The sequence below is a fragment of the Candidatus Poribacteria bacterium genome, assembly GCA_028820845.1.
GTDB lineage: Bacteria > Poribacteria > WGA-4E > WGA-4E > WGA-3G > WGA-3G.
The window spans coordinates 39,155-64,413 of the sequence record JAPPII010000022.1; the positions used below are offsets into that span (position 1 = coordinate 39,155).

The following is a 25,259-nucleotide window of genomic DNA, read 5'->3' on the forward strand; positions in this document are numbered from 1 at the left end:
AACTTCTAACTATGCAGGACTATCCAACCGGTATCAAGATTACCAAAGTTGAGCAGGTCACAATCGAAATTGACCAGCCTGCTATCGGGTGTAACTCTCAGGCACCGGAGATAAAACAGCCTGACCCGAACGGGAAATGGAAAGAGCGTATCATCCGTATTTACACCGACGATGGAGTGCTTGGTTGGGGTGCTGGCAGTTGGGCGACAACGACTGCTGAGGATGCACAAGGCATACTCAATCAAAATCCGTTTGATCTCTTGAATTCTGAAGACGGTATCGCTCCCGAATTCCGTGGGCTTGAAAACGCACTCTGGGATACTATCGGCAAAATCCTCGGCAAGCCAGCTTATCAGCTGATTGGCGGCGATGTCTTCTCAAACGGGTTGCCTGCTTACGACAGCACTATCTATTTCAACGATCTCCTCTACGAGACGAAAGCCGAAGGTCTCAAGCGAATTGAGAGCGATGTCAAAAGCAGTCTCGCCAACGGGTTTACCGCATGCAAAATGAAAATAGGACGCGGTAACCACCTCATGGAACGCAAAGCCGGTCTACAGCGAGACATAGAGCTCGTCCAACTTGCACGTAGTACCGCAGGCGAAGGTTTCAATATCCTTGTTGATGCGAATAACGCATACACCTATGACGAAGTCATCACTTTCCTTAATGAAACAAGCGATTGCAATGTCTTTTGGATTGAAGAGATGTTTGACGAGGATGTTGAGTTATATCGCAACCTAAAGGCTTTCATCCAAGAGAAGGGTTTGAAGACGTTCATTGCTGATGGCGAGACTCGGACACGTGACCCGCTCGAATTTTACGACCCCTTCTTTGAAGCAGGTGTGATTGATGTCATTCAGCACGACATGAAAGGACTGGGTGTTACGGGGTGGCGGCGGCTTGCCGATATGGCTGCTGCCCACGATGTCCAGTGTGCGCCGCATAACTGGGGCTCCCTGCTCGGTTTCTATCTCAGTCTCCAATTCGGCAAAACCATTCCCCATTTCCTCTATGGCGAAGTCGCAACGCTCACAAGTGATGTTGTTGATACTTCTAACTACGATTTCACAGGCGGCACGTTCACAGTCCCAGATACCCCTGGGCTTGGGTTGTCGCTTAATGAAGATGTGTACGATGACCGTTACGCCGGAAACGAGGATTGGCTGGTATCCTAATGAAGAAAGTTCTCGTTGCAATGAGCGGAGGCGTAGACAGCTCCGTCACCGCCGCCATGATGGTTGACGCAGGGTATGATGTCACCGGCATCACCATGCGCCTCGGCGCGCCTGATACAATTGAAGTAGAACCTGAGCGTCCCAACTGCTGCTCGCTTGAGGGCATTGAGGATGCCCGCCGCGTCGCCACACAACTCGGCATCCCCTTCTACGGCGTGAACTACGAGGACGCTTTCCGTGAACAGATTATTGACTATTTCGTAGATGAGTACCTCGTCGGGAGAACCCCCAGTCCGTGTATGGTATGTAACAGGGAGCTGAAGTTTGGTAGGCTCCTTGACCTCGCCAAGACGTTGGAATGCGATGCCATCGCCACAGGACACTATGCTCGTGTCGAGCAACATCCAGAGACAGGTCGCTATCTCTTACGCAAAGCACGCGATGTCAGCAAAGACCAGTCCTATTTCCTTGCCGCGCTCACACAGGAGCAATTACAATGTGCCCTGATGCCTCTCGGTGAATACACGAAATCTGAGGTCCGCGACCTTGCCCGAAAGTATCAGCTCCGCACCGCCGAAAAGATTGAGAGTCAGGAGCTCTGCTTTGTGGCTGACACTAACTATAGACGTTTCCTCCAAGACAGGGTCCCTGAAAAAATTCAGGGCGGCAATATTGTGGACCAGGAAGGCAACGTTCTCGGTAAGCATGACGGTGTGCCGTTTTATACCGTCGGTCAGCGACGTGGATTAGGCATTGCAGTCGGCAAACCCCTCTACGTGACGCAGCTCAACGCAAAGAAGAATACCGTCGTTGTCGGTGAATCCGCTGCACTCCTTGAGGACACCATGTACGTTGAACGCATCAACCTCATCGCCATTGAAAAGTTGACAGAACCGATCCGCGCCCACGTTAAAGTTCGCTCTCGTGATGATGGTGGTCCGGCGACCATCTCCCCTATCAGCGATACAGAAGTCGTCGTTCAGTTTGACGAACCCCGTCGTGCGATTACTCCGGGACAAGCCACCGTCTTTTACGACGACGAATACGTCCTCGGCGGTGGTTGGATTGTAGACCCTCGCGACAAATGAACGCAAGACTCATCTGCCTCCTCGGTCCTACAGCAGTCGGCAAAACGGAGATAGCGATTCAACTCGCGCAACGCCTCAATGCCGAGATTATCTCCGTTGATTCCCGCCAAATCTATCGACAAATGGACATCGGTACCGCCAAGCCAAACCCCGAAGAACAACAAGCAGCACGGCATCATCTTATAGACTGCGTAGATATTTCCCAATCTTTTTCCGTTGCTGATTATCAACGCCTCGCAGACACAGCAATCGCCGACATCCAAAACAGAGGCAAACGTGTATTACTTGTCGGCGGTGCCGGGCTTTACTTCCGAGCAATTGTTGACGGCTTGTTTGAGGGACCCGGCGCAAATCCTGCGCTCCGTGAGCGGCTTGAGGGGGAAGCAGCACAACACGGTGTTGATGTCCTCCACCAACGGCTCCGTGCCTGTGATCCAGTGTCTGCTGACCGTATCCACCCCAACAACATCATTCGCGTCATCCGTGCCTTGGAAGTCTATGAATTGACCGGCACCCCTATGTCCGTACTCCAACAGCAGTGGCATCCAGAGAAACAACGTTATCCATTTATCGCCTTCTGCCTGACGATGCCGCGCGCCCTGCTCTATCGTCGTATTGAGCAGCGTGTTGATATAATGCTTGCAAATGGGTTAATCGCCGAAGTCGAAGCGTTATTAGCAGCGGGCTATTCCCGTGATACCGTTGCCCTCCAAAGTTTCGGTTATAGAGAGTTGATAGCGTATCTGGACGGGGAGTGTACGTATATGGAAGCCGTCGCGCAGCTAAAACAGAACACCCGTCGTTTCGCCAAACGGCAACTCATATGGTTCCGCAAAGACACCCGCCTTGAATGGATAGATCGGGAGTCCGCACCTGATGTCGTTGCCTACGTCTTGGAAAGAATTGAGCGCTAATTGTAGTTTGTGTCGGTTTCAGTTGTAGGAGCGAGTGTTTTTGCTTGGGGTGTTTTTGCGAATCAACACGGAATGCGCGTGTGGCATTCCGTGGGGTATTTCTGCGTATTGCTTGGGGTGTTTTTGCTTGGGTGTTTCTGCGTATTGATAGGGTGTTTCTGCGGATTTCTTCATGTTCGCGATCTTGAGTCCTCATTTCTTGACTTCATCAAACCAGTGTGATACAATAGCGCAAAGGAGAAAAAAATGAGACGTTTTGGGACACAGGGTCCCGTTAATCCTCAAGAGCACTACATAGTTTCACGCACCGAGGAGATCGCAGATTTCATTGAACGGGTCAAAGAAGGCAAATATATCGTGCTCTTTGCACCGCGCCAAACGGGCAAAACGACTTTCTTTCAGGCTGCTGTAGAGGCACTTATTGCCAATTTTATGACAATTACTGAAACCGATGCTGTCAGCCAAGAGACAACCTATTTCCCAATCCAACTGAACTTTGATGTCTATAAAAACCTTGATCTGTCTCGATTCTACGGACATCTTTACCAACAAATCCGTGAAGAAATAGAAGCTGTTTTTGAGAAACAGGGCAGTCCTCCTTCTGAGGCTTTACGCCAATTTTTAGAGAGCACGCACCTAACGGATCACCTCTCAATGCTCTCGTTCTTTAAGCGGTTTGCGCGTTTTCTCGGCAATCAGCGAGTTGTGCTTGTCATCGACGAATTTGATGGCATTCCGCAAGCTGCCGTGAGCGATTTTCTTCACACGCTCCGTCATATCTACATTGCCGGTAAACCCCGATGCCCACACAGCGTCGGCATCATCGGTGTCAAAAGTATTGCCCAGTTCAACTATGACCGTTCTATCTCTCCGTTCAACATCCAAGACGAATTCCATCTCCCTAACTTCACACTTGAGCAGGTGCAGGAACTCCTTGGGCAATATACCGCCGAAGTCGGACAAGCCTTTGTCCCGGAAGTTATAGCGTCTATCCATAAACAGACTGCCGGGCAGCCCGTCCTCGTCAACCGCTTTGCCCAGATTCTCACCGAAGAGCTGGACATTCCCAAAACCGAACCGATTACCATGACGCACTTTTCAGCGGCACACACAGAGCTCCTTCATGGACAGAACACGAACATTGAGCATCTGACAACCAATATCCGAAAAAATCCGCGTTTTGAAAGCGTTCTCATGCGGATTATGGCACGAGATGAGGGTGTAGACTTCAATAGGGACGATAATATCATCAGTGAACTTGCCACTTATGGAGTCATCAAAAGAGCCGCTGACGGTATGTGTGAAATTCTCAACCCAATTTATCTCTATCGTATTATGAGAACCTTTAAACCGACAGTGAATGGGCTGGAGCATGCGTACCTTCCCACTGGGAGTAATGAGGACTTTCTCAATTATATTACGCCAACCGGACGCATTGATATGGGGGCGTTACTTGACAACTTTCAGGACTTCATCGCCCGCGCGGGTTTTAGAATTCTGCAAGTCCCGGATACTCCACAAGAGTCCGTCGGCAGACATCTCCTTCTCGCCTATCTTGATCAGTTCGTTAAGCTTATCGGTGCCGTTATGCATATTGAGGTCCAGACAGGTCGTGGCAGGATGGACCTTATCATCACCCATAGCCAGCGGAAATACATCGTCGAAACAAAAGTCTGGAGAGGCGAAAATCGTTATCAGACAGGTAAAAAGCAGCTGGTTCAGTACCTGAAATTGGAGGGACAGACGGAGGGATATTATATAGTTTTCGACCATCGCGAAGACCCAGAGCCACGGGTAGAGACAGAGACGTTGGAAGGTTTGACAATTCGGAGTTACGTCATTCCTGTCATACAAGAACCCCCTTCAGGGACCCTATAATCCTAAGATTTTCCAAAGAAGTCAATAGTGTATCAATCTCCAAAACGCCGGTGCCGAAACTGACACAACATTTTCAGCGGACCACAGAAGTTTCTTACTGACCGCTAACCGCTGACTGCTAACCTCTATATAAATTTTTTACTAACTATCAACCGCTGACTGCTGAGAGTGTAGCGCAGCGGAACGCCCTGACCGCTGACCGCTAACTAAAAAACATATCGTTAAGTTAATACCATATTCACGTACGTTTTCACATAGATAGACAGCACTTTCATAGTAACCTCTCAAAACCCCTAAAAGGAGAAAGTCGTCTAAACCCACGCCACCCGTGGCGTTACAAGGGTAACGCGGAGAAACGAAAAATGCCGATTCATAGTAACAGCAAAAAAACAGTCCTTTCATAGTAACCCGACAAACCCACGTCACACGTTACTTTATGAGGGTTTTAAAGGCACAATTTTCAAAACGTTACTATGAATACTATGAATACTATGAATCCCGATGCCGCTGAATCCAACCTACGGTTACAGAGATGTCGCCGCGACAGGACTGAAGCACTTCAGACACGTGAGGACGCTTGGGATAAACAGCTTGAAGTGGATATAGAAGCGGGAAAATTGGAGCATCTACGAAAGGACGCACGCCGCGCAAAAAAGGCTGGAAAGCTCAAAACTCATCTATGATTCCATTTTCTTCACAATACGCACGAATAATCGGCAAAAATACATCCGCGTATTTTTCCATTTTCCTGAGACTGACCCCACGAATCTGTACGAACGCCTCTCTGGTTCTCGGAAAAGAGGTTGCCATTTCCCTTAACATTCTATCAGTGAAAATCCCTTCTTGCTCTGCCTTTTCTAATGTTTTACACTTGTCTTGAAGTAATTCAAAAAGTTCTTGGGAATATTCACTTTGTCTTTGGGAGGTAGCCTCATAAGTATTCAATATTTTAGGTTTCTTCTTTATTGAGTCAATTCCATGTTCTTTGCAATAGTCGCGAATAATAGGAAAGAAAATATCGGAATATTTTTTAAATCTTTCTGGTCCTACGCTAGATATCTGGCTGAACGATTCCTCGGATCTGGGAAAATAAGTCGCCATCGTTTGTAGTGCTTTATCGTGAAAAGCCTCGTAAACTCGGTCTCCCTCGGTCTCAAAAATTTTATCTCGTTCAGCTTGTAGTAATTCAAAGAGCTCTGGAGAATACTCATTTGGTGCTTCAGTTGTGTTTCTACTGAATTCCGATCTGTGTTTCTCACAGTAATCACGAATAATTTCCAAGAAAATATCAGCATATTTTTTAGTTTTTACAAAGCCAACTCCATGAATTTGCCTGAATTCTTTTTTCGTTTGTGGGAGGTGGACTGCCATTGCCTTCAATGTCCTATTAGTGAAAATTCCGCCTCCTTCTGCTCGTGCCAGTACTTTGCACTTGTTGTGTAGTAATTCAAAAAGTTCCTGATCATATTTATTGACTACCTCGGATGTTACATCATTAGTATTCAGCGTTTTAGTTTCCCTCTTTGCTGGATCTATTCTATGTTCCTCACAATATGCCCTGATGATAGGCAAAAAATCATCTGCATATTTTTGGGTTTTCACAGAACCAATACCATAAATTTTCCTAAATTCTTCCACCGATTGTGGTAATTGATTCGCCATCGCTTGCAAAGTTTTGTTGTGAAAAATACAATATGCCGGTAACCGCTCCTGATCTGCTATACCTTTACGCTTGGTACGAAGTTGTTCAAATAGTTCTGGGGCGTAAGTATTTGATTCATTATAGGTATCCGTTCCTACCTCAATGATGGTATTTACCATATTCACGGGAAACCCCCAATACTTCTCTCTGCTTTTTAATACCGCCCATCCCTTCTCTGTTAGGCGAAGACTGCCATACCGCTTATCTCGATCCAATAACTGGTCTTGGAGAAATTGGTGGGCTAAATATCGCCACTGCTCCTTGTTATATTCTTTTCCTTTACCATAGGTTTTGATTTGATCATGTTCGTTATCAAGAACCTTCCTTTGCTTTGAACCCCGTAACACGTCAATAATATATACTTCCCCAAAAATCTGATTTGTCCGGTAAACTCCAGAGAGAAATTTTTGTGCTGGTTCTGTCAAATCAACCCGTTTTTCATCAGTTTTGCGGCAATTGTCACACATTTCACAATTTGGCTCCTTGTATTCTTCCTCAAAATAGGCTAACAACACTTTCCGGCGGCACTCGGTTGTAGTTGCCCACGACACAAGTGCTTGTAAACGTTTGAATCGCCCCTCCTGTTCAGATGGTGCTCCTTGAGTAATGAAATCATTGATAATATCTGCATCTTCATAATCAAAGAGCAGGAGGCACTCAGACCGGAGTCCATCGCGTCCAGCGCGCCCAATTTCCTGATAGTAGGATTCAGGATTCTTTGGCAGCCAAGCATGTAGAACAAACCTCACGTCCGCTTTATCTATTCCCATACCGAAGGCAATTGTGGCAACTATAACTCGCACATCGCCGTTCATGAAAGCTGCTTGGTTTTGTTTGCGAGTTTCGATGTCCAGACCTGCATGATAGGGTAGTGCCGAAATTCCATGTTCTATTAAATCCTGATATAGTGATTCAACTTGTTTTCTTCTTTGGCAGTAGATAATACCGGATCCTTCAGAATTTTTGTTGAGAAACGAGAGTGTCTGCGTGAGTAGTTCGACCTTCGGTTCAACAGCGATAAATAGGTTTTTCCGGTCAAAACTATCAACAAATTCACTGCCTTTAGGAAATTTGAGCGATTGTTTTATATCCTCTTGAACCCTTGGAGTCGCAGTAGCAGTCATCGCGAGGCAGACGGCATTTTGGAATCGTTCGCGAACAGAATCTAACTCTCGATAATCCAGACGAAAATCGTGTCCCCATTGTGAAATACAGTGTGCTTCGTCTATCGCAAGACATGATACATTTGATCTATCGAGTTTCAACAGCGTTCCAGGCTTCACCAACGTTTCAGGGGCCAGGTAAAGCAGTTTCACTTCACCTCGTAGAACACGATGCATAGTGGCTTCTTGTTCTACGAGGCTGAGGTCGCTGTTGAGAAAGGAGGCACGAATCCCTCTCTGTTCCAGCTGCATTACTTGATCCTGCATCAGGGACTTTAAAGGAGAAACGACGACGGTCAAACCATCAAAGATGAGTGAAGGCAATTGGTAACAGAGCGACTTTCCACCGCCTGTTGGTAAGACAATTAGGGCATCCTGTCCCTTGAGGATGTGCTTAATAATTTCCTCCTGAAACGGGCGGAACTCTTCATGTCCAAAGACGTTTTGAAGAATTTCTAAGGGGCTTTGTGTTAGCGTCTGGGATGGGGGCAGTTTCTCCTCACGAAAAGGTTTCTGTTCTTCCTGTATTTCTTCTTCAAGAAACCAGCCGGAAATTTGCGCGTAGCAACGCTCTTCTACTTCTGGTTTATCTTCTGGTCGCCACCAATGTGCAAGTGATACGCGCAAAAGCGTATTTTCAGGAATTATCTCAAGCGGTTCTTGGAAACCACCGAAAGTAAATGTACAGCCGCCATTTTCTGTAGGATAACGATACCGGGGCTTCTGTTTCTCTATATCAAGGGTAAGCGACATATCTGGTCGCCAAAATGTAGTGCTGTGGGTTGGAATGCTGCTTTGCTTAGCAATGTGAAGCCTACCGCTCTCGGTATTCTGCAATAAACCGTCATAGAGTTCACGCGGGTGTCCAATTTTCGGAGGCATCAAGAGTTCAATAGCACTCACCAAATCTTTCGGATCTTTCGCCAGATGAAGCAGCTGCTTTTCGTAAACGACGATGTTTTCATTATGCGGTGGGATTAGTGAAGTTTCGGGTTTAGCCGTTATCTCCCAGATTTCACCGACGTTATACTCTCGGTTCGCACCATCATGCGGATCAGCGTTAAATGGAATCAATCGAACACTTTTCCCTGTCTCTGTAATACCACCGATGCATGCCCCGCCTCCCATTCGGGTTTTCGCAACAATCAGTACTCTCACGGTAAAATATTTTCGACCTCCACATTGAGTGTTTTCACCAACTTATCCGCTACCAATGAGCGATGACACGCCTCAGGGGCAGTTTCCACACAAAAGAGAGCAACAACTCTGGCATCCGATGCCAGTTCATCCAAAAGGTTTTGGGGTTCAAACGCAGTAAGACATTCGGTGTGGTAGGCTTCAATGAATGCTTCTCCCAGAGCAGTGCGTTTGCGTTTCGCGGTTTTCGTCGCTTTATCTGCCGCCGCCTGTTTTTCTCGGACGGCTTTTGTCGGTCCGAGATCTTTACGATAGATGTATCGAATACCGAGTTCTGCAAGGCGTGCTTGCAACCGCGTGCTATTGGCGAATGCATAAGTTGCCCCGCGGACACCACGGCGACTACGGATATCGCAGAATGTATCAACCTCGGCGTTGCGTAAAGCCTCAAAAAAGCTATTTTCATCAAATCCGTACACGCCAATAGTAACAATTTTGATTTGCATAGTAGATCGAATTACGAGTATTTTTTTCGAGAATGAAACGTCTCTTCACCAAACATCGACAATTGCCCCCTTGTCAGCCGCTCAACAACTTGCGCCTGTGTCAGGGGTTCCCCATTTTCGTCGATATGCATGACAGTGATATTCTCATTCGTGAGGGTTGCACCAATGAGTTTACAACGGTGACACTCTTCCGGCTTCCCCTCACTACACATCAGGACAATAGAGTTTTGCTGCGAGAAGGCAGTCCGAAGGCGTTCGATACCGCGCTGATAGGATGCCGTGGCTTTAACCTTTTCGTAATCGACTTGACCGTTGACGTAGCACGTTTCATCGTCCGGTCTGCCCCCGAGTGTGTCTCCCATAAACACGTAGCGAATGCCGTGCTGTTCCATTTTATTCGCCAGGGGTGCTTTCGAGAATTCCGGTTTGTAACGAGAGTAAGGTGCCGAGCGGACATCGATGAGATAAGCGATCTTATGCGTGTGTAGCAGTTCGATGAGTTCCTCCATCGAACGGCTGCCATAGCCGATTGTATAAATTGGAATGTGAGTAGATGGTTTTTCCATGATGCCTATATAGTATCACAGACTCCCCGAAAAAGCAATCGAATGTTTCCATTTTTGAACTTGCCAAAATATCGTTAATCAGTTATAATAAGGTATGCCTCAAGAACTAACGACACCCAGAAACGTTCGGTGGGTTGGTGATTCAAAAGAACGATTACAGGCTTTTCCAGAACCGGTGCGTAAGGATATTGGGCACGCCCTGTATCGTGTGCAGATTGGCGAAATCCCTCCGTCAGCGAAACCGATGATAGGTATAGAATCCGGAGTGTTTGAAATTGTTGATAACTATGGTACAGACACTTACCGAGCGGTTTACACTCTCAAAATTGGTCGAAGCCTGTATGTCCTGCATTGTTTTCAAAAGAAATCAAAACGTGGGATTAGGACACCGAAGAAGGAAATTGACCTGATTAAACGGAGATTAAGACGAGCGAAGGAAATGGAGAAAGAATGATGAGCAATAGAATTAAGGTTGAAGAAGGCAGCGGGAATATTTTCAAGGATTTGGGTTTTTCTGATGAGGTTGCGGAGAAAGAACTCCTAAAAGCACAGTTAGGAACAGAGATTTTCCGCATTCTGGAAGAACGTAAACTAACTCAGGTAGAGGCAGCGAAGCTACTTGGCGTTAAACGCCCTGAAATTTCTCGCCTTAAAACCGCTAAACTTTCTGACTACAGCGTTGAACGATTGATGGCGTTTCTTAATCGATTGAATCGAGATATTGAGATTCGCATTATTCCTTCAGAAGGTAAAGAAGGACAACAGCGGGTGGTTGCTGTTTAGAACAGAAACATTGCTAAAAAATATCTTGTATAATTCCCTTAATCAAACTCACATTTAACGAATAAATAAAAACACAATTTGGAGGTATATATCATGTTTTGGGGTTTCTTTGACCCATTGTATTTCGTATTCCTCGCCCCAGGGCTCGCGTTGTCCCTATACGCAACGTTTCGCACAAAAAGAACTTTCTCAAAATATTCACAAGTCGGTTCACGGAGCGGGTTAACAGGAGCGCAAGCCGCCCAACTCATGCTGAATAAACACGGCATCAGCGGTGTGCGGATTGAACGCGCACAGGGTTTTTTAAGCGACCATTACGATCCACGCGAGAAAACATTGCGACTCTCCGAAGATGTCTATTCAAGCCAGTCGCTCTCCGCGATAGGAGTCGCCTGCCATGAAGCCGGACATGCCATGCAGGACGCACACGGTTATGCGATGCTAAGCTTGCGCAGTGCCCTCGTGCCTGCGACGAACTTCAGCTCAACCTTTGCCTATATCGTAATGATAGCAGGGTTCTTCCTCCAGATGGCTGGTTTGATACTCATAGGTGTTGGACTCTTTACAGTGGGTGTTGTTTTTTCTTTGGTCACGCTTCCCGTTGAATGGGACGCAAGCAGACGCGCCAGGATTGCAATAGATGAAGCCGGAATGCTTTCACCTGAAGAAAGTCGCCATGCCAGCAAAGTCCTAAATGCAGCGTTCTTGACCTACGTCGCTGCAGCAGTGACAAGTCTCCTAACACTCGTCTATTACCTGTTTCGGTTAGGGGTTTTAGGTGGCGGGGATGAGTAAGTAGAAGTTGTTGGAAGGAGTAGGAAGAGCGGAAGCGTCGGAAATGGAAGATTGGATACCCAACCTTCCTCTCTTCCAGCCTTCCAACCAAACCCGACAGCCATTCAACTTTTGCTCGCAATATCGACCCCTGGCCACTGGTCGTCTTGCTCCGTAATATCAACGACAATGCCGTCTGGGTCTTCCACCTTGAAAGCGACTGAAGGGAGATCGTCCGAGTTCGGATCGTAAGGTTTACTGCCGTCTAAACCTTCCCAGGTAATCTCAAAACCGAGGTCTTCACACCGCGCTGCCGCCTCTCGCAAATTCGGGACACGCACTCCGATATGTAGATAGTCCAACATACCGCCGACATGCTTCGGACGGTCAGGACCGCCGTGCTGAAAGACACGGAAGTTATGGTAACCATCCGTGAGATCGTAGCAGCCGTTCATCGTTGAAAAGACACGCAAGCCGAGGGCATCGCGCCAGAAGCGGATGCTCTTTTCCAAGTCCGTCGTGCGGACACCAATGTGTACAAGTGTTGTTGACATGAGAAATTATCCTTTTTTTACTTTAGTTTGGACGGTTTCTGGAATGTGAACTCCGCTCGTAGTAGGGCAATTCATTGCCCGTTATTGACTTATGGACGTGCGATAATGCACGTCGCATGAATCAACGGTATTCATGCCTTAGGGAAACCTGAACCGGGTCGAGTACGCCGCAAAATCGCACGACTACAAACCCACCTTCAAGGTCAAATTTGACGAAGGACTACAATCTCGAAAATCCTATAATCCTGTAAATCCTGGTTCAGGCCATTAAACCCAGACAGTCGGTTCACGGTTTTCTGCGCGGTGTTCGTAGAGAAGCTTAACGTCATCCGGTAGTTTATCGAATGTCTCACCCGGAATCGTTGCCGTGTTCACACCGAAGAGTTCCAAATTGAGCCACCACGGTGCGTATCTAACAACGACAGCCGTCCGTTTACCCGCGCTCGGATTTTCTGCGTTAGAGTGCCAAATCCGGCTATCCATAATAAGGACACTGCCCGCACCACCAGTGGCTTGCAATTCACCATCAAGAGGGTTTCGGTCGCCAATACCGTCTGCTTTGCCTCTCGGATTCCGAAGGTCTATATGCGTTTTCGGAACAATCCATGTGCCGCCGTTTTCCGTCGTGAAATCCGAGAGCATCCAGAGCGTTGTAATGCCAATAACAGCACTCGGAAACGGTTGTGGAATGTGCCATTTCTGGTTCAGATCATAAGGAAAATCGGAGTGATACGCACGCACCAATTCATAGTGGGGTGGACGAATCTTGTATTCCGTTTGAGATATCCGTACTTGCGGTCCCAACAACTGTTGAATAACAGTGAGGAGCCGCGCATTCGCGAGATGTTCGGCAAATTTCGGCATAAAACTGATAACATTGCGTTCCCATCTGCCGTTGTCTTTGCTGAATTCGTTATAATCAGTCTCTGATGTTTCGACCTCTTCACGGACTGCGTCAACAACATCGGTGGGAATAACGTTCTCCAAGACACACCAGCCTTCTTCCCGTAACTGTGTAACGTGAGGTTTGATCGTCTCTAATAGGGTGTCAGTTTCCATTGAAATCTCCTTGCGCGTTATGAATCGTAACCGGTTTCTCGTTCACGGTTATAACGGACTGCTGTTTTAATGAGAGGTTCGAGTCGCATGACTTTGCCAAGCGAACCGATAACGCCAATCTCACGGGTCATTAGCGCACCCATGACATTGAGTTTACCTGTCCAAAATTTGTAGGCAACGTCGCCTGTCATCGTGAGTTCAATATCTGGGTCAGTATCTTCGCCGATACCGCGAGCAATTGTCCATTCGCCATTCGCTGCCGTTAGCGTCAGTGTACAGTCGGGTTGGGTGTAGTTGAACTGAACACGCAGGTTCAACGACTTGAGTGCCGCTTGTGCTTCTGGAAGCGTGGCGATTTCTTCAAAGAGTTCGCTGATGTAACTGTAAAGCTGGTCAGGTGCTTCAAATATAGCCATAATTTACGCTATAACATAACATAATAACAGACTGGAGGTCAAATTAAAAAAAATGAATCCATTGAAAACACTTCCTGAACAGAATGACTTTGTTTCGCGGGCTATTGCCTACGCGTCTCCAATCGGATGTATCGGTATAGTTGCAGCGGATCGGGATCACATTTCGCATCTTTTCTTTACGGATGGCTTTCCATTCGATGAACCCTCCCACCTTCGAGTTCAGTATCCTGTGCTGACTCGTATGGAGGTGCTGCTTGACCGATATTTTGCGGGTCAACCGTTTGATACCGCCACGCTCCCGGTCCGAGTAGAGGGCGGCACTCACTTTCAGAACGAGGTCTGGGATGCTATCCGACAGATCCCTCATGGAGAGGTACGCAGCTACAGATGGATCGCCGAAAAGATAGGTAACCCCAAGGCTGTGAGGGCTGTCGGCAGTGCGGTCGGGGCAAATGCTGTTTCTATTTTTATACCGTGTCATCGGGTCATTAGAAGTGACGGGACATTGGGGGGCTACGGCGGTGGTATAGAACGGAAACGCCAATTGTTGGCACTTGAAGGTTATCAAAAGGAGTTTTCTTGAATGACATCTCAGAAAAATTTCGGTAAAACAACCCAAGCCATCCATGCAGGTGAAACGTCGAAAGACACCGCCGAAAAAAGTGGAACCCCGTTGTTACCACCGATCTATCAAAACAGCACGTTCCGGTTCGCAACTGCCGCTGAATGTGCAGAGGCATTCCGAGATGAAGAAAGCGGTTACGTCTACACCCGTTGGGGCAATCCGACGCAGGAGATATTAGAAAAGAAACTCGCTGTCCTTGAGGCGGGTGAAGCCGCACTCGCAACAGCGTCCGGGATGGGGGCAATCAGCGTTGCCCTGCTTACTGCTTTGGCTGAGGATGGGCATGTGGTCGCTATGGAAAACCTCTATTCCGCTACGTTCCAAATCCTCAATGAAGACCTTCGACGGTTCGGGGTTGAAACAACATTTGTTGATGCCACAGACCCGACGCAAATTGAGCACGCCATCAGAACGGATACAAAGGTTCTCTATCTTGAAAGTCCGACAAATCCACTCTTAAAACTGGTTGACTTGCGGAAGGCTGCCGAGATCGCGAAAGCGCACGGCGTAACCTCAATTATTGACAATACATTTTCAACGCCGTGCGGACAGCAACCGATTCCACTCGGTATCGATGTCGTCGTTCATAGCATGACAAAGTATCTGAGCGGCAACGGGGCAGTTATCGCCGGTGCGATTGTCGGAGAAAAGACGTTCATTACGCGTGCTAAAGAAGGCGCGTTGCGCAACTTTGGAGCAGCTATCAGTCCGTTCAATGCCTGGCTAACGCTGCATGGCATCGCGACGCTACCGTTACGCTATACACGACACTGTGAAAATGCTGGACGCGTCGCGGCGTTCCTTGAGGCGCACCCTGCGGTGGCATGGGTCCGTTATCCCGGTCTGCCCAGCCACCCACAGCACGAACTCGCCAAGTATCAAATGGATGCCTTCGGTGGTATGATAACGATGGAACTAAAAGGTGGACACGCTGCTGGTGAAAGCCTTGTAGATCGACTTCAACTCTGCTCACTCGCAGTCAGTTTGGGAGACGTACGCACCCTCATTTGCCATCCTGCCTCAACAACGCATTCACATGTACCCGCGAAAATTAGACACCGCACCGGCATTACAGACGGCTTGGTCAGAATTTCTATTGGGCTGGAAGATATTGAGGATATCCTCGCAGACTTTGAGCAAGCCTTAGAGTCCTGTACCTCTTAGGTTCTGAATATACGTTTCGCTGATACTGTTTGAAGGATGTGCGCCTTCTTTATGCGGTTCCGAAAACTCGGTGAGCAATTTCCGATATGCCTCGACCGCTAACTCCGTATCGCCGTTGTCTTCGTAGATTTTGCCAACCCAATATTGCGCTTGTCGGCGGTTGTCGTAATCGTATGTACTGTTATCAGCGACCTTTTGATACGCCTCAATAGCACTCGCCATATCTTGGTTAGCGTAGGCGATTTGCCCAATGTAAATTTGTGAGTTCGCAGTGTTTTCGTTGCGAGGATACAAATCGATCGCTGTTTCAAGTTGGGCAATAGCTTCGTCATACTTGCCGAGTCTTTCATAAGCCCATCCCCTATAGAAGTGAGCATCTTGCCCAGCTTTTGAATCTGGGTACAAATCGATAACCGTTTGATAGGCTGCTACCGCCTCCTCATATTTACCTTCCGCGAGATAGGTCTGCGCGATACCGAAACTCGCAAGTGGTGCCAAGGTAGGATCACCGGAATCAACGACGTTTGTGAATTCCACGCGTGCATTTTCGTATTCTTGCTTCTTGAGATAAATTTCGCCAGTAACGTACAGAATCTGGTAGAGGAGCGGACTATCGCTAAAGGGTTCACGAAGCGCATCCAGCTGTGCAAGCGCAATATTCAATTCACCTTTACCGTAGTAGCACATCGCTGTGTTAAACTGCGCCTGCTCCGACAGTTCACTCCCCGGATACGCCGTGATTAATTGATTGTAAAGTGTCAGTGCGCGATCGTAGTATGCTGCGAGCGATTCCAGCGTCCCTGTCCGTTTTAACTCCTCCGCAATCTGGTAAGAGGCAAAGGCAATCGCGTACATCGAATCGTCCGCTAACTCGCTATCCGGATAATTGTTGATGATGCGACGAAAGAGGGCAAAAGCCTCTTCATCTGTACGTGGGATACGGGAGGCGAGTTGGTAGATAGCATCATCTGCCCAGAGGCTGTCCGGGTATTTCTCAAAAACTTCACGATAGGCAGCGCGAACTTTCCGCAAACGGTTTTTGTCTGGCTCATCTAATGTTATCGGAGGATTGTCGAGTGTCTGTGCTTCTGTCCATGCTTTGTCGGCGTTGTCATAATAGTGGGCATAACTTTCACTCTTGTTCGTGACGCGTCCCAACCAGAATCCGCCAGCAAGGGCGACAATAATACAAATTTCTGCGATTATGAACTGTTTCATCTCTGTTCTCCTCGACCAAGTATTTATTTTATAGTAGATTCCGTAAATACATTTACATTCTCAAACACCCCTGGTAGGTGCGGTTTCTAACCGCACACCCCTGGTAGGTGCGGTTTCTAACCGCACCGATGCGAAGTGTGAAATTAATCCTAAAATCTACTATAACTTATGTTAGCAAGGTTTTTGAAATATGTCAAGTATAGTTTAGTGTAGCAAATTTTGTGCCGCTCTGAAAAGCATTGAACAGAACACTTTGCAAAATGAACCAGAAATTACTGCACCAAATAGGGCAGACTTGCAGACTTAATTCCCTTGACAGCATAACCACGGTTTGATAAAATGTATAAAGATGTATCGAATGAAAATAAAAAACCTTAATCAACATATTTCCTTACAACGACCTCTGCGATAGGGGCACACCAAAAAGAGAGGATTTTTTTGTGCGCAAATTTTTGTTTCGCGTTTCCGCATTAATTTTAGTGACTTCATTGATGATCCCATTGCTCGCGAGCAGCGAAGAGGGAGTTCTGGACAGAGTAAAAAACAGGGGACGGCTAATTTGTGGGGTACACGGTAGCCTGCCTGGCTTTGGATTCCTCAATGAAAATGGTGAGTGGACCGGCTTTGATGTAGACTATGGGAGAGCGATTGCTGCTGCTGTACTCGGTGATCCGAGCAAGGTAGAATTTGTTCCACTGAAAGCACCCGAGCGTTTTCCCGCCTTACAGACAGGCGAGATAGATGTCCTCATCCGAAATACAACGTGGACGCTTACGCGCGACACCCAAGTCGGTGCCGATTTCGCGCCCCCAACCTTTTATGATGGACAGGGATTTATGCTGCCGAAAGAACTCGGTATCACCTCCTTAGAGGAATTGGCAGGCGCAAGTATCGGTGTAACGGCGGGTAGCACCACCGAGCTAAATTTAACGGACACAATGCGGGCTTTGGGTGTCGATTTCAATCCTGTTGTTTTTGAAGAAATTGATACGCTCTACAACAGTTACGAACAGGGACGGTGTGACGTGGTAACCTCTGATAAATCGCAGTTGGTCGCACGTCGCCAAGTGCTCAAAGATCCAGAGGCGCATATTATACTTGAGGCGACCATCTCAAAGGAACCCCTCGGACCTGTTACCGTCCATGGTGATAATAAGTGGAACGATGTCGTGAGTTGGACGGTTTACGCCACCTTTTTCGCTGAAGAACACGGCATTACACAAGCCAACGCCAGTACCTTTGAAACCCAGAACCCCGAAATCCAACGGTTCTTAGGCAAAACCGGCGATATCGGAGAAAAACTCGGTTTGTCGAAAGATTGGGCGCATCAAGTCGTTTCTGCTGTCGGCAACTACGGTGAGATCTTTGAACGCAACCTCACACCACTCGGTCTACCCCGCGGGGTCAATAAACCGTGGACGCAAGGTGGACTCCTCTACGCCATGCCGTTCCGATAGCGGAAACACCACTATACGGCAGACTGAGGTAAATGTTTCAATGACTATCGGTTGTCAGCAGCCAATTGACAGTCAAAGAGCGTTGTGGCAGGTGAAAGTGTTGACAACTACCACGATGAGCCACTGACTGCTGACGACTGACGACTGACGACTATTAAAAAATGGCACTAAATTCTACGACAATTCCTTTCTGGCGAGATGTTCGCGTCCTGCGCGTGCTACTCCAAGTCCTTTTTCTCATTGGTGTTCTTCTCTTAGCGGGTATCCTCTACATGAATATGCTTAGGGGATTGAACAACCTTGGGTTAACGCTCAATCTCGAATTTCTGAAGAACGAAGCCGGGTTTGATATTTCTGAAGGGATTGAGTACGACCCTTCAGATACCTATCTTAAGGCGTTTTGGGTGGGAGTGGTGAACACCCTAAAAGTGAGTCTCATAGGGATTGTGTGTGCAACAATTCTCGGACTCATTGTTGGTATCGCTCGCCTTTCGAGCAATTGGCTCATCCGAACTGTCGCTGCTGTCTACGTCGAATGTTTCCGAAACGTTCCGCTGCTACTCCAGATACTGTTCTGGTACACTGCCGTCATCCTTCAACTGCCGAGAGTTCGAGACAGTATTTCACTCTTTGGAGATGTTTTCATTAACCAGCGCGGGGTCTACCTCCCTTCACCTGAACCGACTTCGGGTTTCAAGGTATGGAGTGTCTATCTGCTTGCAGGTCTTATCGTAGCTGCAATTCTCTATGTACTACGTGCGAGACAACTTCGCCAACTTGAACTTCCTGGGTTTCGTGCCAAGTGGGCACTACCTGCTTTCCTAATCATCGCATTACTCGGATGGCTTCTGACACCAGAAAAGCCGTTCAGACTCGACCCGCCTGTTTTGAGAGGTTTTAACTTCGTTGGTGGCATCAGTTTATCCCCTGAATTCTCCGCACTTTTAATCGGGCTTTCTGTTTATACGGGGGCGTTCATCGCTGAAGTGGTGAGAAGTGGCATACAAGCCGTCGTGAAAGGGCAACGCGAGGCTGCGAAAGCCGTCGGACTAAGTGAAGCACAAACCCTGCAGTTAGTTGTTCTACCGCAAGCTGTCCCGATTATCGTGCCGCCCCTCACAAGTCAGTATCTCAACCTCACCAAAAACTCGAGTTTAGCGATTGCTATCGGTTTTCCAGATGTCTTCAGCATTGGGAACACGATGATGCTCCAAACAGGGCAATCCATACCTGTGTTTGCGATGATTATGGTAAGTTATTTGATTATGAGCTTGACGACATCGGCGGCTATGAATTGGTACAATCGCTGGATTAACCGTGTTAGACGATAATTGAAAACCTAAATATGCCCTCTCTCGGTAGGTGCGGTTTTGCGGCGTACCCGCCCCCGGTTCATGCCACACGGCATGAATACCGTTGATTCTGAAGCCCACACGGGCTTCATACCCGGTGAATGCCCATAAGGCATGAATACCCGGGGAATGCCATGCGGCATTCATACCGTTGATTCTGATTCTGATTCATGCGACGTGCATTCTAACCGCACCGGACACTACCGAAATATTTATTTAATCTAACCGTACTGGATAATGTCTATAGAGACTGAAGTAGAACTTATGGAAGAAATTAGACCTCCCAAGCGTACAATAGGTGTTTCGGCGTGGCTAAAAGAAAATCTCTTTAGCACATGGTACAACACGCTCTTAACCCTTGTCGCTCTGGGTTGTGTATACCTCCTTTTGAAGGGCATTTTGGTGTGGGCATTCACGGACGCAAAATGGGGCGTTATTCCGGCGAATCTGCAACTTTTTGCGATCGGTGCCTATCCTATAGCCCAAGTCTGGCGCGTTTGGATTGTCCTTTATACGGTGTGTGCCTTAGCAGGGTTAAGCGGCGGAATTTGGGGCGGATTAACACTCAGGTTTGCTGTCGGCATCGGAGGCGTTGGGGTCATAATCGCACTTCTATCGATGGGTATACCAACCTTTGGTTGGGCGACGCGTGGATGGATACTCGGCGCGGTCGTCCTGCTCGCAGTCTTTCTATTTCTTGGGAGCCGTAGTCAAAGCTTATTTCCAAAAATCCGCCGCTGGGTCCTCATTGGATGGTTATTCTCTTTTCCGTGGACCCTCATAATGCTACACGGTTTCGGCGAGAATGTTGTCCTCACAACAAATTGGGGTGGACTGCTGCTGACGCTGATTCTCGCTGCTGTCGGTATCTGTTTCTGTTTTCCGCTCGGTGTCCTACTTGCACTCGGAAGACGGAGCTCTTTACCCGTTGTCAAATGGGTTTCAACCGCCTATATTGAGATAGTCCGTGGCGTACCCTTAATCACAATCTTGTTTATGGCGCAGGTCGTGATCCCGATTTTTATGCCTGACAATATCCGCCTTGATAAAGTCCTGCGAGCGATGCTTGGGATAACACTTTTCTCTGCGGCTTACATGGCGGAGAACGTCCGGGGCGGACTTCAAGCGATTCCGAGGGGACAATATGAAGCCGCACAAGCAGTTGGACTCAACTATCCGCTGACGATGCTGTTTATCGTTTTGCCACAAGCACTTCGTTCTGTGATACCCGCGATTGTTGGGCAATTCATAGCACTCTTCAAGGATACATCGCTCGTTACCATCGTCGGGTTACTCGATCTCTTGGGCATTGCGAAAAGCGTTATCGCAAACCCAGATTGGCTCGGATTGCAAGCCGAGGTATATATCTTCGTTGCCGTCATCTATTTTGTTTTTAGTTATTCAATGTCGTATGTCAGCCAAAAAGTTGAAGAAGCACTCGGTGTTGGAAAAAACTTGTAGTAGGGGCGGGGTTGCCCCGCCCGATTTTCTGCAATACACTGTAAGCGGGGTTTGAACCCCGATATCACAACGGATTAAAAAAAATGGCTACTCTTGAAAACGCAACAAACGACCCTATTATTGTATGCGAGGATGTACACAAATGGTTTGACGATTTCCATGTCCTCAAAGGCGTTACGACCTCGTTCCAAAAAGGCGAGCGAGCCGTGATCTGTGGTCCCTCCGGTTCAGGGAAGTCCACGTTCATCAGGACGCTGAACCGACTTGAGGAACATCAACGCGGCAAAATTGTCGTTGATGGAATTGAACTCACCAATGACCTCCGGAATATCGATCTCATCCGCCGGGAAGTCGGAATGGTCTTTCAGCAATTCAACCTGTTTCCGCACCTGACAAATCTGCAGAATATAACATTAGGTCCCATCCGAGTCAGAAAGATACCGAAAAGCGAAGCAGAATCGCAAGCTTTGGCACTCTTAGAACGTGTGGATATTGCAGACCAAGCGGACAAGTACCCCGCAGAAATTTCGGGTGGACAACAACAGCGCGTCGCAATCGCAAGAGCCTTAGCCATGGAACCCAAGATTATGCTATTTGACGAACCGACGAGTGCACTTGACCCAGAAATGATTACGGAAGTCCTTGATGTGATGCGTGAGTTAGCGCACTCTGGTATGACGATGCTTGTTGTTACCCATGAGATGGGTTTTGCCCGTGAAGTCGCTGACCGCGTCCTCTTTTTCGATGAGGGATTAATCGTTGAAGAGGCAGCACCCGCAGATTTCTTTGATAACCCACAGCACGAACGCACTAAGCTTTTCATCTCACAAACGCTGCAGCATTAGAGTTTAGCCTAGGAGTCAAAGTTGCGATATAGTTTTGAATGGGATGTTGAGAAAGAAAAGCAAAACAGAAACCAAACAATATGAGGAATTTAACCAATGAAAGCAGAATACGATTTTTCAAAAGGTGAACGCGGTAAGTTCTATAGAGCAGATGCCGTTTTCCAACTTCCTATCTATTTAGAAAAAGATGTTGATGAGTTTATGCGTCATCTCGCCGATGCTAAAGGAAAGGACGTTGGAGAACTCGTTAACGAAGTACTCCGCCGTAATATCCAGTTAATTCAGAGTATCCGATAGATAGATGAGATGCCTCCTTATGCGATTGAATAACAAAATTGCCATTGTCACAGGAGCTGGGCGCGGTATCGGCAGAGCAGTCGCCCTTCGGTTTGCTGAAGAAGGAGCCAAAGTCGTCGTTAATGATATAAACGATGCCACTGGAGCGTCAACCGTTTCTACCATAACCGATGCAGGCGGCGAGGCACTATTTATCAACGCCGATGTCTCTGATGCTACTCATGCAGAAAGACTCGTTGCTGAGACTCTTGATGCTTACAGTGCAGTTGACATCCTTGTGAACAACGCCATCTGTTCCACAGCCGATGTCCTCAACAACAACTGGGAAGCAAATTTGGCAGTCGCCCTCCGAGGCACCAGCCACTGTTCCAACGCCGTCATTCCTGTCATGCAAAAAGGTGGAGAGGGTAGCATTGTCAACATCGCCTCAGTCAACGGACTTATCGGTTTACAGGCAATTCACGCCTATTCTGCTGCGAAAGGCGGCGTTATCGCACTAACCCGCTCTATGGCAGTCGCGCACGGTCCAGACAACATCCGTATCAACTGTATCTGTCCCGGGACAATTCAGACCGAAGTGTGGGAGCCGATGATTGAACGCAACCCGCAAATCTTAGACGAAATCACGCCGTGGTATCCGTTAGGGAGAGTTGGGCAACCCATTGACATCGCCAACGCTGCGCTCTTCCTCGCCTCCGATGAAGCCGATTTTGCAACAGGAGCCGTCTTTGTTATTGACGGTGGGCTAACCGCTGGCAATCACCAGTTTCCGATTTAGATATCGATTTAAAGAGGGCAGCATAAAGTGGAAAAAAAGGAATCCTTTTCCGGTGATAAATTTTTCTTAATCCTGTTCTTACTAATAGTCGCCTGTTTTGGGTTTATCCTTGTCTTCACTGTGTCCCTTGAATCAATAGAAAAAAGCACACTACTATATTTTTTCATAGTCGCCCTCAAAATTCTTTGTGTCGGAATAGTATATATCTCTATCTTATATCTTACATTTTGTTTAGTGATCTTTTTGTGGTACTTGATACGGCAGTTGATCCGTTTTATTTACAACACGCTGCGGACATTCTATCGGAAGTTTGTGAGATCGTAGCACAAACTTTAGTTTGTGCAGTCTGAGTGCATCTTGACAAAGAAAGGACACGTCCCTATGTCAAAAGAAAATTTTGACAAAAAACTGATTACACTCCTTGAATCCAATCCCAACTTTGTGGACGAAGCCGGTGTGTTACACCGCGCAAACGTCAGAGACCACGCTTGGAAACTCGATCCCGAACTCATCACGCTTCTTCTCACCGATAAGGAGATTGAAGCCAAATTCTTCACAGCAATCGAGGGACGTTGGATTTTCAATTATAATATCTTCGTTGATTATATCACTGACAAAAACTTCTTTGCCGACTCTTATACGCAGTTTCGCAACAAAATCGGTTTGAACATTGATGGGAAATTTCTCTCTGAACGCGGCGAAGTTGCACTTGTTTGGCCCTACAAGGATTGTGTCTTGGAGGGTGGCCAAACGCGGGAAGAAGAAAAACGCAAAGAGATTTTCTTCAACGAAATCCTTGCACCCGACGAAATTAACCGCATGTTTGATCCAAAAGTCCTCACCAACTGGAAACGCCACACTGCTAACGGTGAAAAGGAAGAAAAAAACATAAAACGCGATGAAAATGGTACCCTCCGCGAGAACCTTATCATCAAAGGTAATAATCTCATCACCCTCCATTGCCTCAAAGAGCAGCTCCGCGGCAAGGTCAAATTGATCTATATTGATCCTCCGTATAATACAGGTGGAGAAGCAAATATTTTTACCTATAACAACACTTTCAATCATTCCAGTTGGCTCACCTTCATGAAAAACAGGTTAGATGTAGCAAAGCAATTCTTGACGGATGATGGGTTTATTGCAATTTCTATTGATAACTATGAACTCTTATACTTGGGAACTTTAGCAGACGAGATTTTTGGAAGAGAAAACCGCATTTCGGTTCTGACGATCGTTCATCATCCGGCAGGTAAGACGAATAACAATTTTTTCGCGACGACTAACGAATTCATGGTGATTTATGCTAAGAATAGAGAACTTGCAAAGATAAACTTCTTTGAGATGTCCGAAAAAACAGAAAAAACTTACAATCTTGCTGATGAAATTTCAAAATACAAGCTAGAAAATTTGATGCGAAAGGGTGAAACGAGGAACGCACGCAGAGAAGATAGACCCAAACAATTTTATCCGATTTATGTTTCCAAAGACTTAAAGCAAATTTCTTTGACAAAAGAGGGAAACTATCATGAAGTTCTTCCAAAAGAAAACGGCATAGAATGGGTTTGGTCAAATTCACCTTCAACTTTACAAGAAAAGATAGATAATAACGAAGTGGTAGCTAAAAAGCATAAAGATGGGCACATTCAAATCTTTTTTAAGCGGCGAATAATTGATTATGAAGGAGAGCGTCCAAAAACCGCTTGGACCGACAAAAAATATAACGCAACACAACATGGCACAAAACTTTTGGAAAATATTCTTGGAAAGAAATCTTTTTCATACCCAAAATCGTTGCATGCAATCGTGGATATTGTGAAAGTCACAACGGATCCTGGAGACATTGTACTTGATTTCTTCGCTGGTTCAGGGACAACAGGACATGCCGTTTTAGAACTTAATAAACTTGAGGGAAGCAACCGCCAATTTATTCTTGTAGAGCAGTTGGAAGAACATATAACAGTTTGCAAGGAACGGCTTGAGAAAGTGATCGCACAACAAGGTATGCTGAGCGAAAATTTTCTTTCATGCGAACTAATGCCTTACAACGAAGTTTTCATGGAGCGAATCCAGTCCGTACAATCCAGCAAAGAACTCTTAGATATATGGCACGATATATCAAAAAATTCTGTCCTGAATTGGTATGTCAAACCTCACAAACCGGAGGAAGCAGAGGAACACTTTATTGCTATTGATGACCTGGAAAAGCAGAAACAACTGTTAGCGGAGCTGCTGGATAAGAACCAATTGTATGTGCATTTCTCTGAAATAGCGGATGAGACGTTTGATGTGAATGAGGCAGATAAGGCGTTGAATAAGGCGTTTTATGGAGATTCAAACTAAATAG

General features: G+C 47.0%; 24 protein-coding genes. 17 read left to right on the forward strand and 7 right to left on the reverse strand.

Going from position 1 to position 25,259, the window contains the following annotated elements:
- The first annotated feature begins 11 nt into the window (after positions 1–11).
- From OXN25_05490 to OXN25_05510, 5 genes are all read left to right on the forward strand, one after another.
- A complete protein-coding gene (locus OXN25_05490; GenBank protein ID MDE0424300.1) occupies positions 12–1,178 on the forward strand; it encodes a mandelate racemase/muconate lactonizing enzyme family protein in 1,167 nt (388 codons plus the stop codon).
- Positions 1,178–2,266: a tRNA 2-thiouridine(34) synthase MnmA gene (gene mnmA / locus OXN25_05495; GenBank protein ID MDE0424301.1), complete on the forward strand. Its 1,089-nt coding sequence runs from the start codon at positions 1,178–1,180 to the stop codon at positions 2,264–2,266. The genes OXN25_05490 and mnmA overlap by 1 nt, the downstream gene beginning before the upstream one ends.
- Entirely contained in the window at positions 2,263–3,180 is a 918-nt protein-coding gene (gene miaA / locus OXN25_05500) for a tRNA (adenosine(37)-N6)-dimethylallyltransferase MiaA (GenBank protein MDE0424302.1), read from the forward strand. Before mnmA ends, miaA begins: the two co-directional genes overlap by 4 nt.
- A gap of 246 nt (positions 3,181–3,426) precedes the next feature.
- On the forward strand, positions 3,427–5,058 hold the full coding sequence (locus tag OXN25_05505; protein MDE0424303.1) for an AAA-like domain-containing protein: 1,632 nt from the start codon (positions 3,427–3,429) through the stop codon (positions 5,056–5,058).
- A gap of 482 nt (positions 5,059–5,540) precedes the next feature.
- Positions 5,541–5,741, forward strand: a complete 201-nt coding sequence (locus OXN25_05510; protein MDE0424304.1) for a hypothetical protein — start codon at positions 5,541–5,543, stop codon at positions 5,739–5,741.
- Here the strand turns inward: OXN25_05510 and recQ are convergent.
- The 3 genes from recQ to OXN25_05525 are packed head-to-tail and all read right to left on the reverse strand — an operon-like array spanning position 5,725 to position 10,132.
- A complete protein-coding gene (gene recQ, locus OXN25_05515) occupies positions 5,725–9,081 on the reverse strand; it encodes a DNA helicase RecQ (protein ID MDE0424305.1) in 3,357 nt (1,118 codons plus the stop codon). The genes OXN25_05510 and recQ overlap by 17 nt on opposite strands.
- Positions 9,078–9,566: a DUF488 domain-containing protein gene (locus OXN25_05520; protein ID MDE0424306.1), complete on the reverse strand. Its 489-nt coding sequence runs from the start codon at positions 9,564–9,566 to the stop codon at positions 9,078–9,080. Before OXN25_05520 ends, recQ begins: the two co-directional genes overlap by 4 nt.
- 11 nt (positions 9,567–9,577) lie before the next feature.
- Positions 9,578–10,132, reverse strand: a complete 555-nt coding sequence (locus OXN25_05525) for a DUF488 domain-containing protein (protein MDE0424307.1) — start codon at positions 10,130–10,132, stop codon at positions 9,578–9,580.
- Between the two features lie 94 nt (positions 10,133–10,226).
- Here OXN25_05525 and OXN25_05530 point away from each other — a divergent pair, with 94 nt between their 5' ends.
- The 3 genes from OXN25_05530 to OXN25_05540 all read left to right on the forward strand — a co-directional run bounded on the left by OXN25_05530 (position 10,227) and on the right by OXN25_05540 (position 11,710).
- A complete protein-coding gene (locus tag OXN25_05530; protein ID MDE0424308.1) occupies positions 10,227–10,586 on the forward strand; it encodes a type II toxin-antitoxin system RelE/ParE family toxin in 360 nt (119 codons plus the stop codon).
- The gene (locus OXN25_05535) at positions 10,583–10,915 is read left to right on the forward strand and encodes a helix-turn-helix transcriptional regulator (protein ID MDE0424309.1); all 333 of its coding nucleotides are present in this window, start codon (positions 10,583–10,585) and stop codon (positions 10,913–10,915) included. Before OXN25_05530 ends, OXN25_05535 begins: the two co-directional genes overlap by 4 nt.
- Before the next feature lie 93 nt (positions 10,916–11,008).
- Positions 11,009–11,710: a zinc metallopeptidase gene (locus OXN25_05540; GenBank protein ID MDE0424310.1), complete on the forward strand. Its 702-nt coding sequence runs from the start codon at positions 11,009–11,011 to the stop codon at positions 11,708–11,710.
- Positions 11,711–11,814: 104 nt separating this feature from the next.
- On the opposite strand, the gene OXN25_05545 is transcribed toward OXN25_05540, so the two are convergent.
- The 3 genes from OXN25_05545 to OXN25_05555 all read right to left on the reverse strand — a co-directional run bounded on the left by OXN25_05545 (position 11,815) and on the right by OXN25_05555 (position 13,718).
- The gene (locus OXN25_05545; GenBank protein ID MDE0424311.1) at positions 11,815–12,243 is read right to left on the reverse strand and encodes a VOC family protein; all 429 of its coding nucleotides are present in this window, start codon (positions 12,241–12,243) and stop codon (positions 11,815–11,817) included.
- Between the two features lie 267 nt (positions 12,244–12,510).
- Positions 12,511–13,302 carry a phytanoyl-CoA dioxygenase family protein gene (locus tag OXN25_05550; protein MDE0424312.1) on the reverse strand — a complete coding sequence of 264 codons (792 nt, stop codon included), beginning with the start codon at positions 13,300–13,302 and terminating at the stop codon, positions 12,511–12,513.
- A 17-nt stretch (positions 13,303–13,319) separates the two neighbouring features.
- Positions 13,320–13,718, reverse strand: a complete 399-nt coding sequence (locus OXN25_05555; protein MDE0424313.1) for an SCP2 sterol-binding domain-containing protein — start codon at positions 13,716–13,718, stop codon at positions 13,320–13,322.
- Between the two features lie 52 nt (positions 13,719–13,770).
- Here OXN25_05555 and OXN25_05560 point away from each other — a divergent pair, with 52 nt between their 5' ends.
- Entirely contained in the window at positions 13,771–14,301 is a 531-nt protein-coding gene (locus OXN25_05560) for a methylated-DNA--[protein]-cysteine S-methyltransferase (protein ID MDE0424314.1), read from the forward strand.
- The gene (locus tag OXN25_05565) at positions 14,302–15,507 is read left to right on the forward strand and encodes an aminotransferase class I/II-fold pyridoxal phosphate-dependent enzyme (GenBank protein ID MDE0424315.1); all 1,206 of its coding nucleotides are present in this window, start codon (positions 14,302–14,304) and stop codon (positions 15,505–15,507) included.
- On the opposite strand, the gene OXN25_05570 is transcribed toward OXN25_05565, so the two are convergent.
- Entirely contained in the window at positions 15,487–16,725 is a 1,239-nt protein-coding gene (locus tag OXN25_05570) for a tetratricopeptide repeat protein (protein MDE0424316.1), read from the reverse strand. The genes OXN25_05565 and OXN25_05570 overlap by 21 nt on opposite strands.
- A 491-nt stretch (positions 16,726–17,216) precedes the next feature.
- Here OXN25_05570 and OXN25_05575 point away from each other — a divergent pair, with 491 nt between their 5' ends.
- From OXN25_05575 to OXN25_05605, 7 genes are all read left to right on the forward strand, one after another.
- On the forward strand, positions 17,217–18,182 hold the full coding sequence (locus tag OXN25_05575) for an amino acid ABC transporter substrate-binding protein (protein MDE0424317.1): 966 nt from the start codon (positions 17,217–17,219) through the stop codon (positions 18,180–18,182).
- A gap of 161 nt (positions 18,183–18,343) precedes the next feature.
- On the forward strand, positions 18,344–19,513 hold the full coding sequence (locus tag OXN25_05580) for an ABC transporter permease subunit (GenBank protein ID MDE0424318.1): 1,170 nt from the start codon (positions 18,344–18,346) through the stop codon (positions 19,511–19,513).
- Between the two features lie 285 nt (positions 19,514–19,798).
- The gene (locus OXN25_05585; GenBank protein MDE0424319.1) at positions 19,799–20,995 is read left to right on the forward strand and encodes an amino acid ABC transporter permease; all 1,197 of its coding nucleotides are present in this window, start codon (positions 19,799–19,801) and stop codon (positions 20,993–20,995) included.
- A gap of 83 nt (positions 20,996–21,078) precedes the next feature.
- Complete coding sequence (locus OXN25_05590; protein MDE0424320.1) at positions 21,079–21,840, forward strand: amino acid ABC transporter ATP-binding protein; 762 nt, start codon at positions 21,079–21,081, stop codon at positions 21,838–21,840.
- A gap of 96 nt (positions 21,841–21,936) precedes the next feature.
- Positions 21,937–22,137 (forward strand): hypothetical protein, encoded by a 201-nt coding sequence (locus OXN25_05595; protein ID MDE0424321.1) that lies wholly within the window; start codon positions 21,937–21,939, stop codon positions 22,135–22,137.
- A 19-nt stretch (positions 22,138–22,156) separates the two neighbouring features.
- On the forward strand, positions 22,157–22,915 hold the full coding sequence (locus OXN25_05600; protein ID MDE0424322.1) for a glucose 1-dehydrogenase: 759 nt from the start codon (positions 22,157–22,159) through the stop codon (positions 22,913–22,915).
- Positions 22,916–23,296: 381 nt separating this feature from the next.
- A complete protein-coding gene (locus OXN25_05605; GenBank protein ID MDE0424323.1) occupies positions 23,297–25,255 on the forward strand; it encodes a site-specific DNA-methyltransferase in 1,959 nt (652 codons plus the stop codon).
- Positions 25,256–25,259 lie beyond the last annotated feature (4 nt).

Bases quoted from the DNA above. Each gene is read 5' to 3' on its own strand.
- OXN25_05545 (MDE0424311.1), bottom strand. From the start codon at position 12,243: ATGTCAACAACACTTGTACACATTGGTGTCCGCACGACGGACTTGGAA.
- OXN25_05540 (MDE0424310.1), top strand. From the start codon at position 11,009: ATGTTTTGGGGTTTCTTTGACCCATTGTATTTCGTATTCCTCGCCCCA.
- OXN25_05590 (MDE0424320.1), top strand. From the start codon at position 21,079: ATGGCTACTCTTGAAAACGCAACAAACGACCCTATTATTGTATGCGAG.
- OXN25_05595 (MDE0424321.1), top strand. From the start codon at position 21,937: ATGAAAGCAGAATACGATTTTTCAAAAGGTGAACGCGGTAAGTTCTAT.
- OXN25_05520 (MDE0424306.1), bottom strand. From the start codon at position 9,566: ATGCAAATCAAAATTGTTACTATTGGCGTGTACGGATTTGATGAAAAT.
- OXN25_05490 (MDE0424300.1), top strand. From the start codon at position 12: ATGCAGGACTATCCAACCGGTATCAAGATTACCAAAGTTGAGCAGGTC.
- OXN25_05565 (MDE0424315.1), top strand. From the start codon at position 14,302: ATGACATCTCAGAAAAATTTCGGTAAAACAACCCAAGCCATCCATGCA.
- OXN25_05555 (MDE0424313.1), bottom strand. From the start codon at position 13,718: ATGGCTATATTTGAAGCACCTGACCAGCTTTACAGTTACATCAGCGAA.
- OXN25_05535 (MDE0424309.1), top strand. From the start codon at position 10,583: ATGATGAGCAATAGAATTAAGGTTGAAGAAGGCAGCGGGAATATTTTC.
- OXN25_05510 (MDE0424304.1), top strand. From the start codon at position 5,541: ATGAATACTATGAATCCCGATGCCGCTGAATCCAACCTACGGTTACAG.
- miaA (MDE0424302.1), top strand. From the start codon at position 2,263: ATGAACGCAAGACTCATCTGCCTCCTCGGTCCTACAGCAGTCGGCAAA.
- OXN25_05575 (MDE0424317.1), top strand. From the start codon at position 17,217: ATGATCCCATTGCTCGCGAGCAGCGAAGAGGGAGTTCTGGACAGAGTA.
- mnmA (MDE0424301.1), top strand. From the start codon at position 1,178: ATGAAGAAAGTTCTCGTTGCAATGAGCGGAGGCGTAGACAGCTCCGTC.
- OXN25_05605 (MDE0424323.1), top strand. From the start codon at position 23,297: ATGTCAAAAGAAAATTTTGACAAAAAACTGATTACACTCCTTGAATCC.
- OXN25_05525 (MDE0424307.1), bottom strand. From the start codon at position 10,132: ATGGAAAAACCATCTACTCACATTCCAATTTATACAATCGGCTATGGC.
- OXN25_05570 (MDE0424316.1), bottom strand. From the start codon at position 16,725: ATGAAACAGTTCATAATCGCAGAAATTTGTATTATTGTCGCCCTTGCT.
- OXN25_05600 (MDE0424322.1), top strand. From the start codon at position 22,157: ATGCGATTGAATAACAAAATTGCCATTGTCACAGGAGCTGGGCGCGGT.
- OXN25_05585 (MDE0424319.1), top strand. From the start codon at position 19,799: ATGGAAGAAATTAGACCTCCCAAGCGTACAATAGGTGTTTCGGCGTGG.
- OXN25_05550 (MDE0424312.1), bottom strand. From the start codon at position 13,302: ATGGAAACTGACACCCTATTAGAGACGATCAAACCTCACGTTACACAG.
- OXN25_05580 (MDE0424318.1), top strand. From the start codon at position 18,344: ATGGCACTAAATTCTACGACAATTCCTTTCTGGCGAGATGTTCGCGTC.
- OXN25_05530 (MDE0424308.1), top strand. From the start codon at position 10,227: ATGCCTCAAGAACTAACGACACCCAGAAACGTTCGGTGGGTTGGTGAT.
- OXN25_05505 (MDE0424303.1), top strand. From the start codon at position 3,427: ATGAGACGTTTTGGGACACAGGGTCCCGTTAATCCTCAAGAGCACTAC.
- OXN25_05560 (MDE0424314.1), top strand. From the start codon at position 13,771: ATGAATCCATTGAAAACACTTCCTGAACAGAATGACTTTGTTTCGCGG.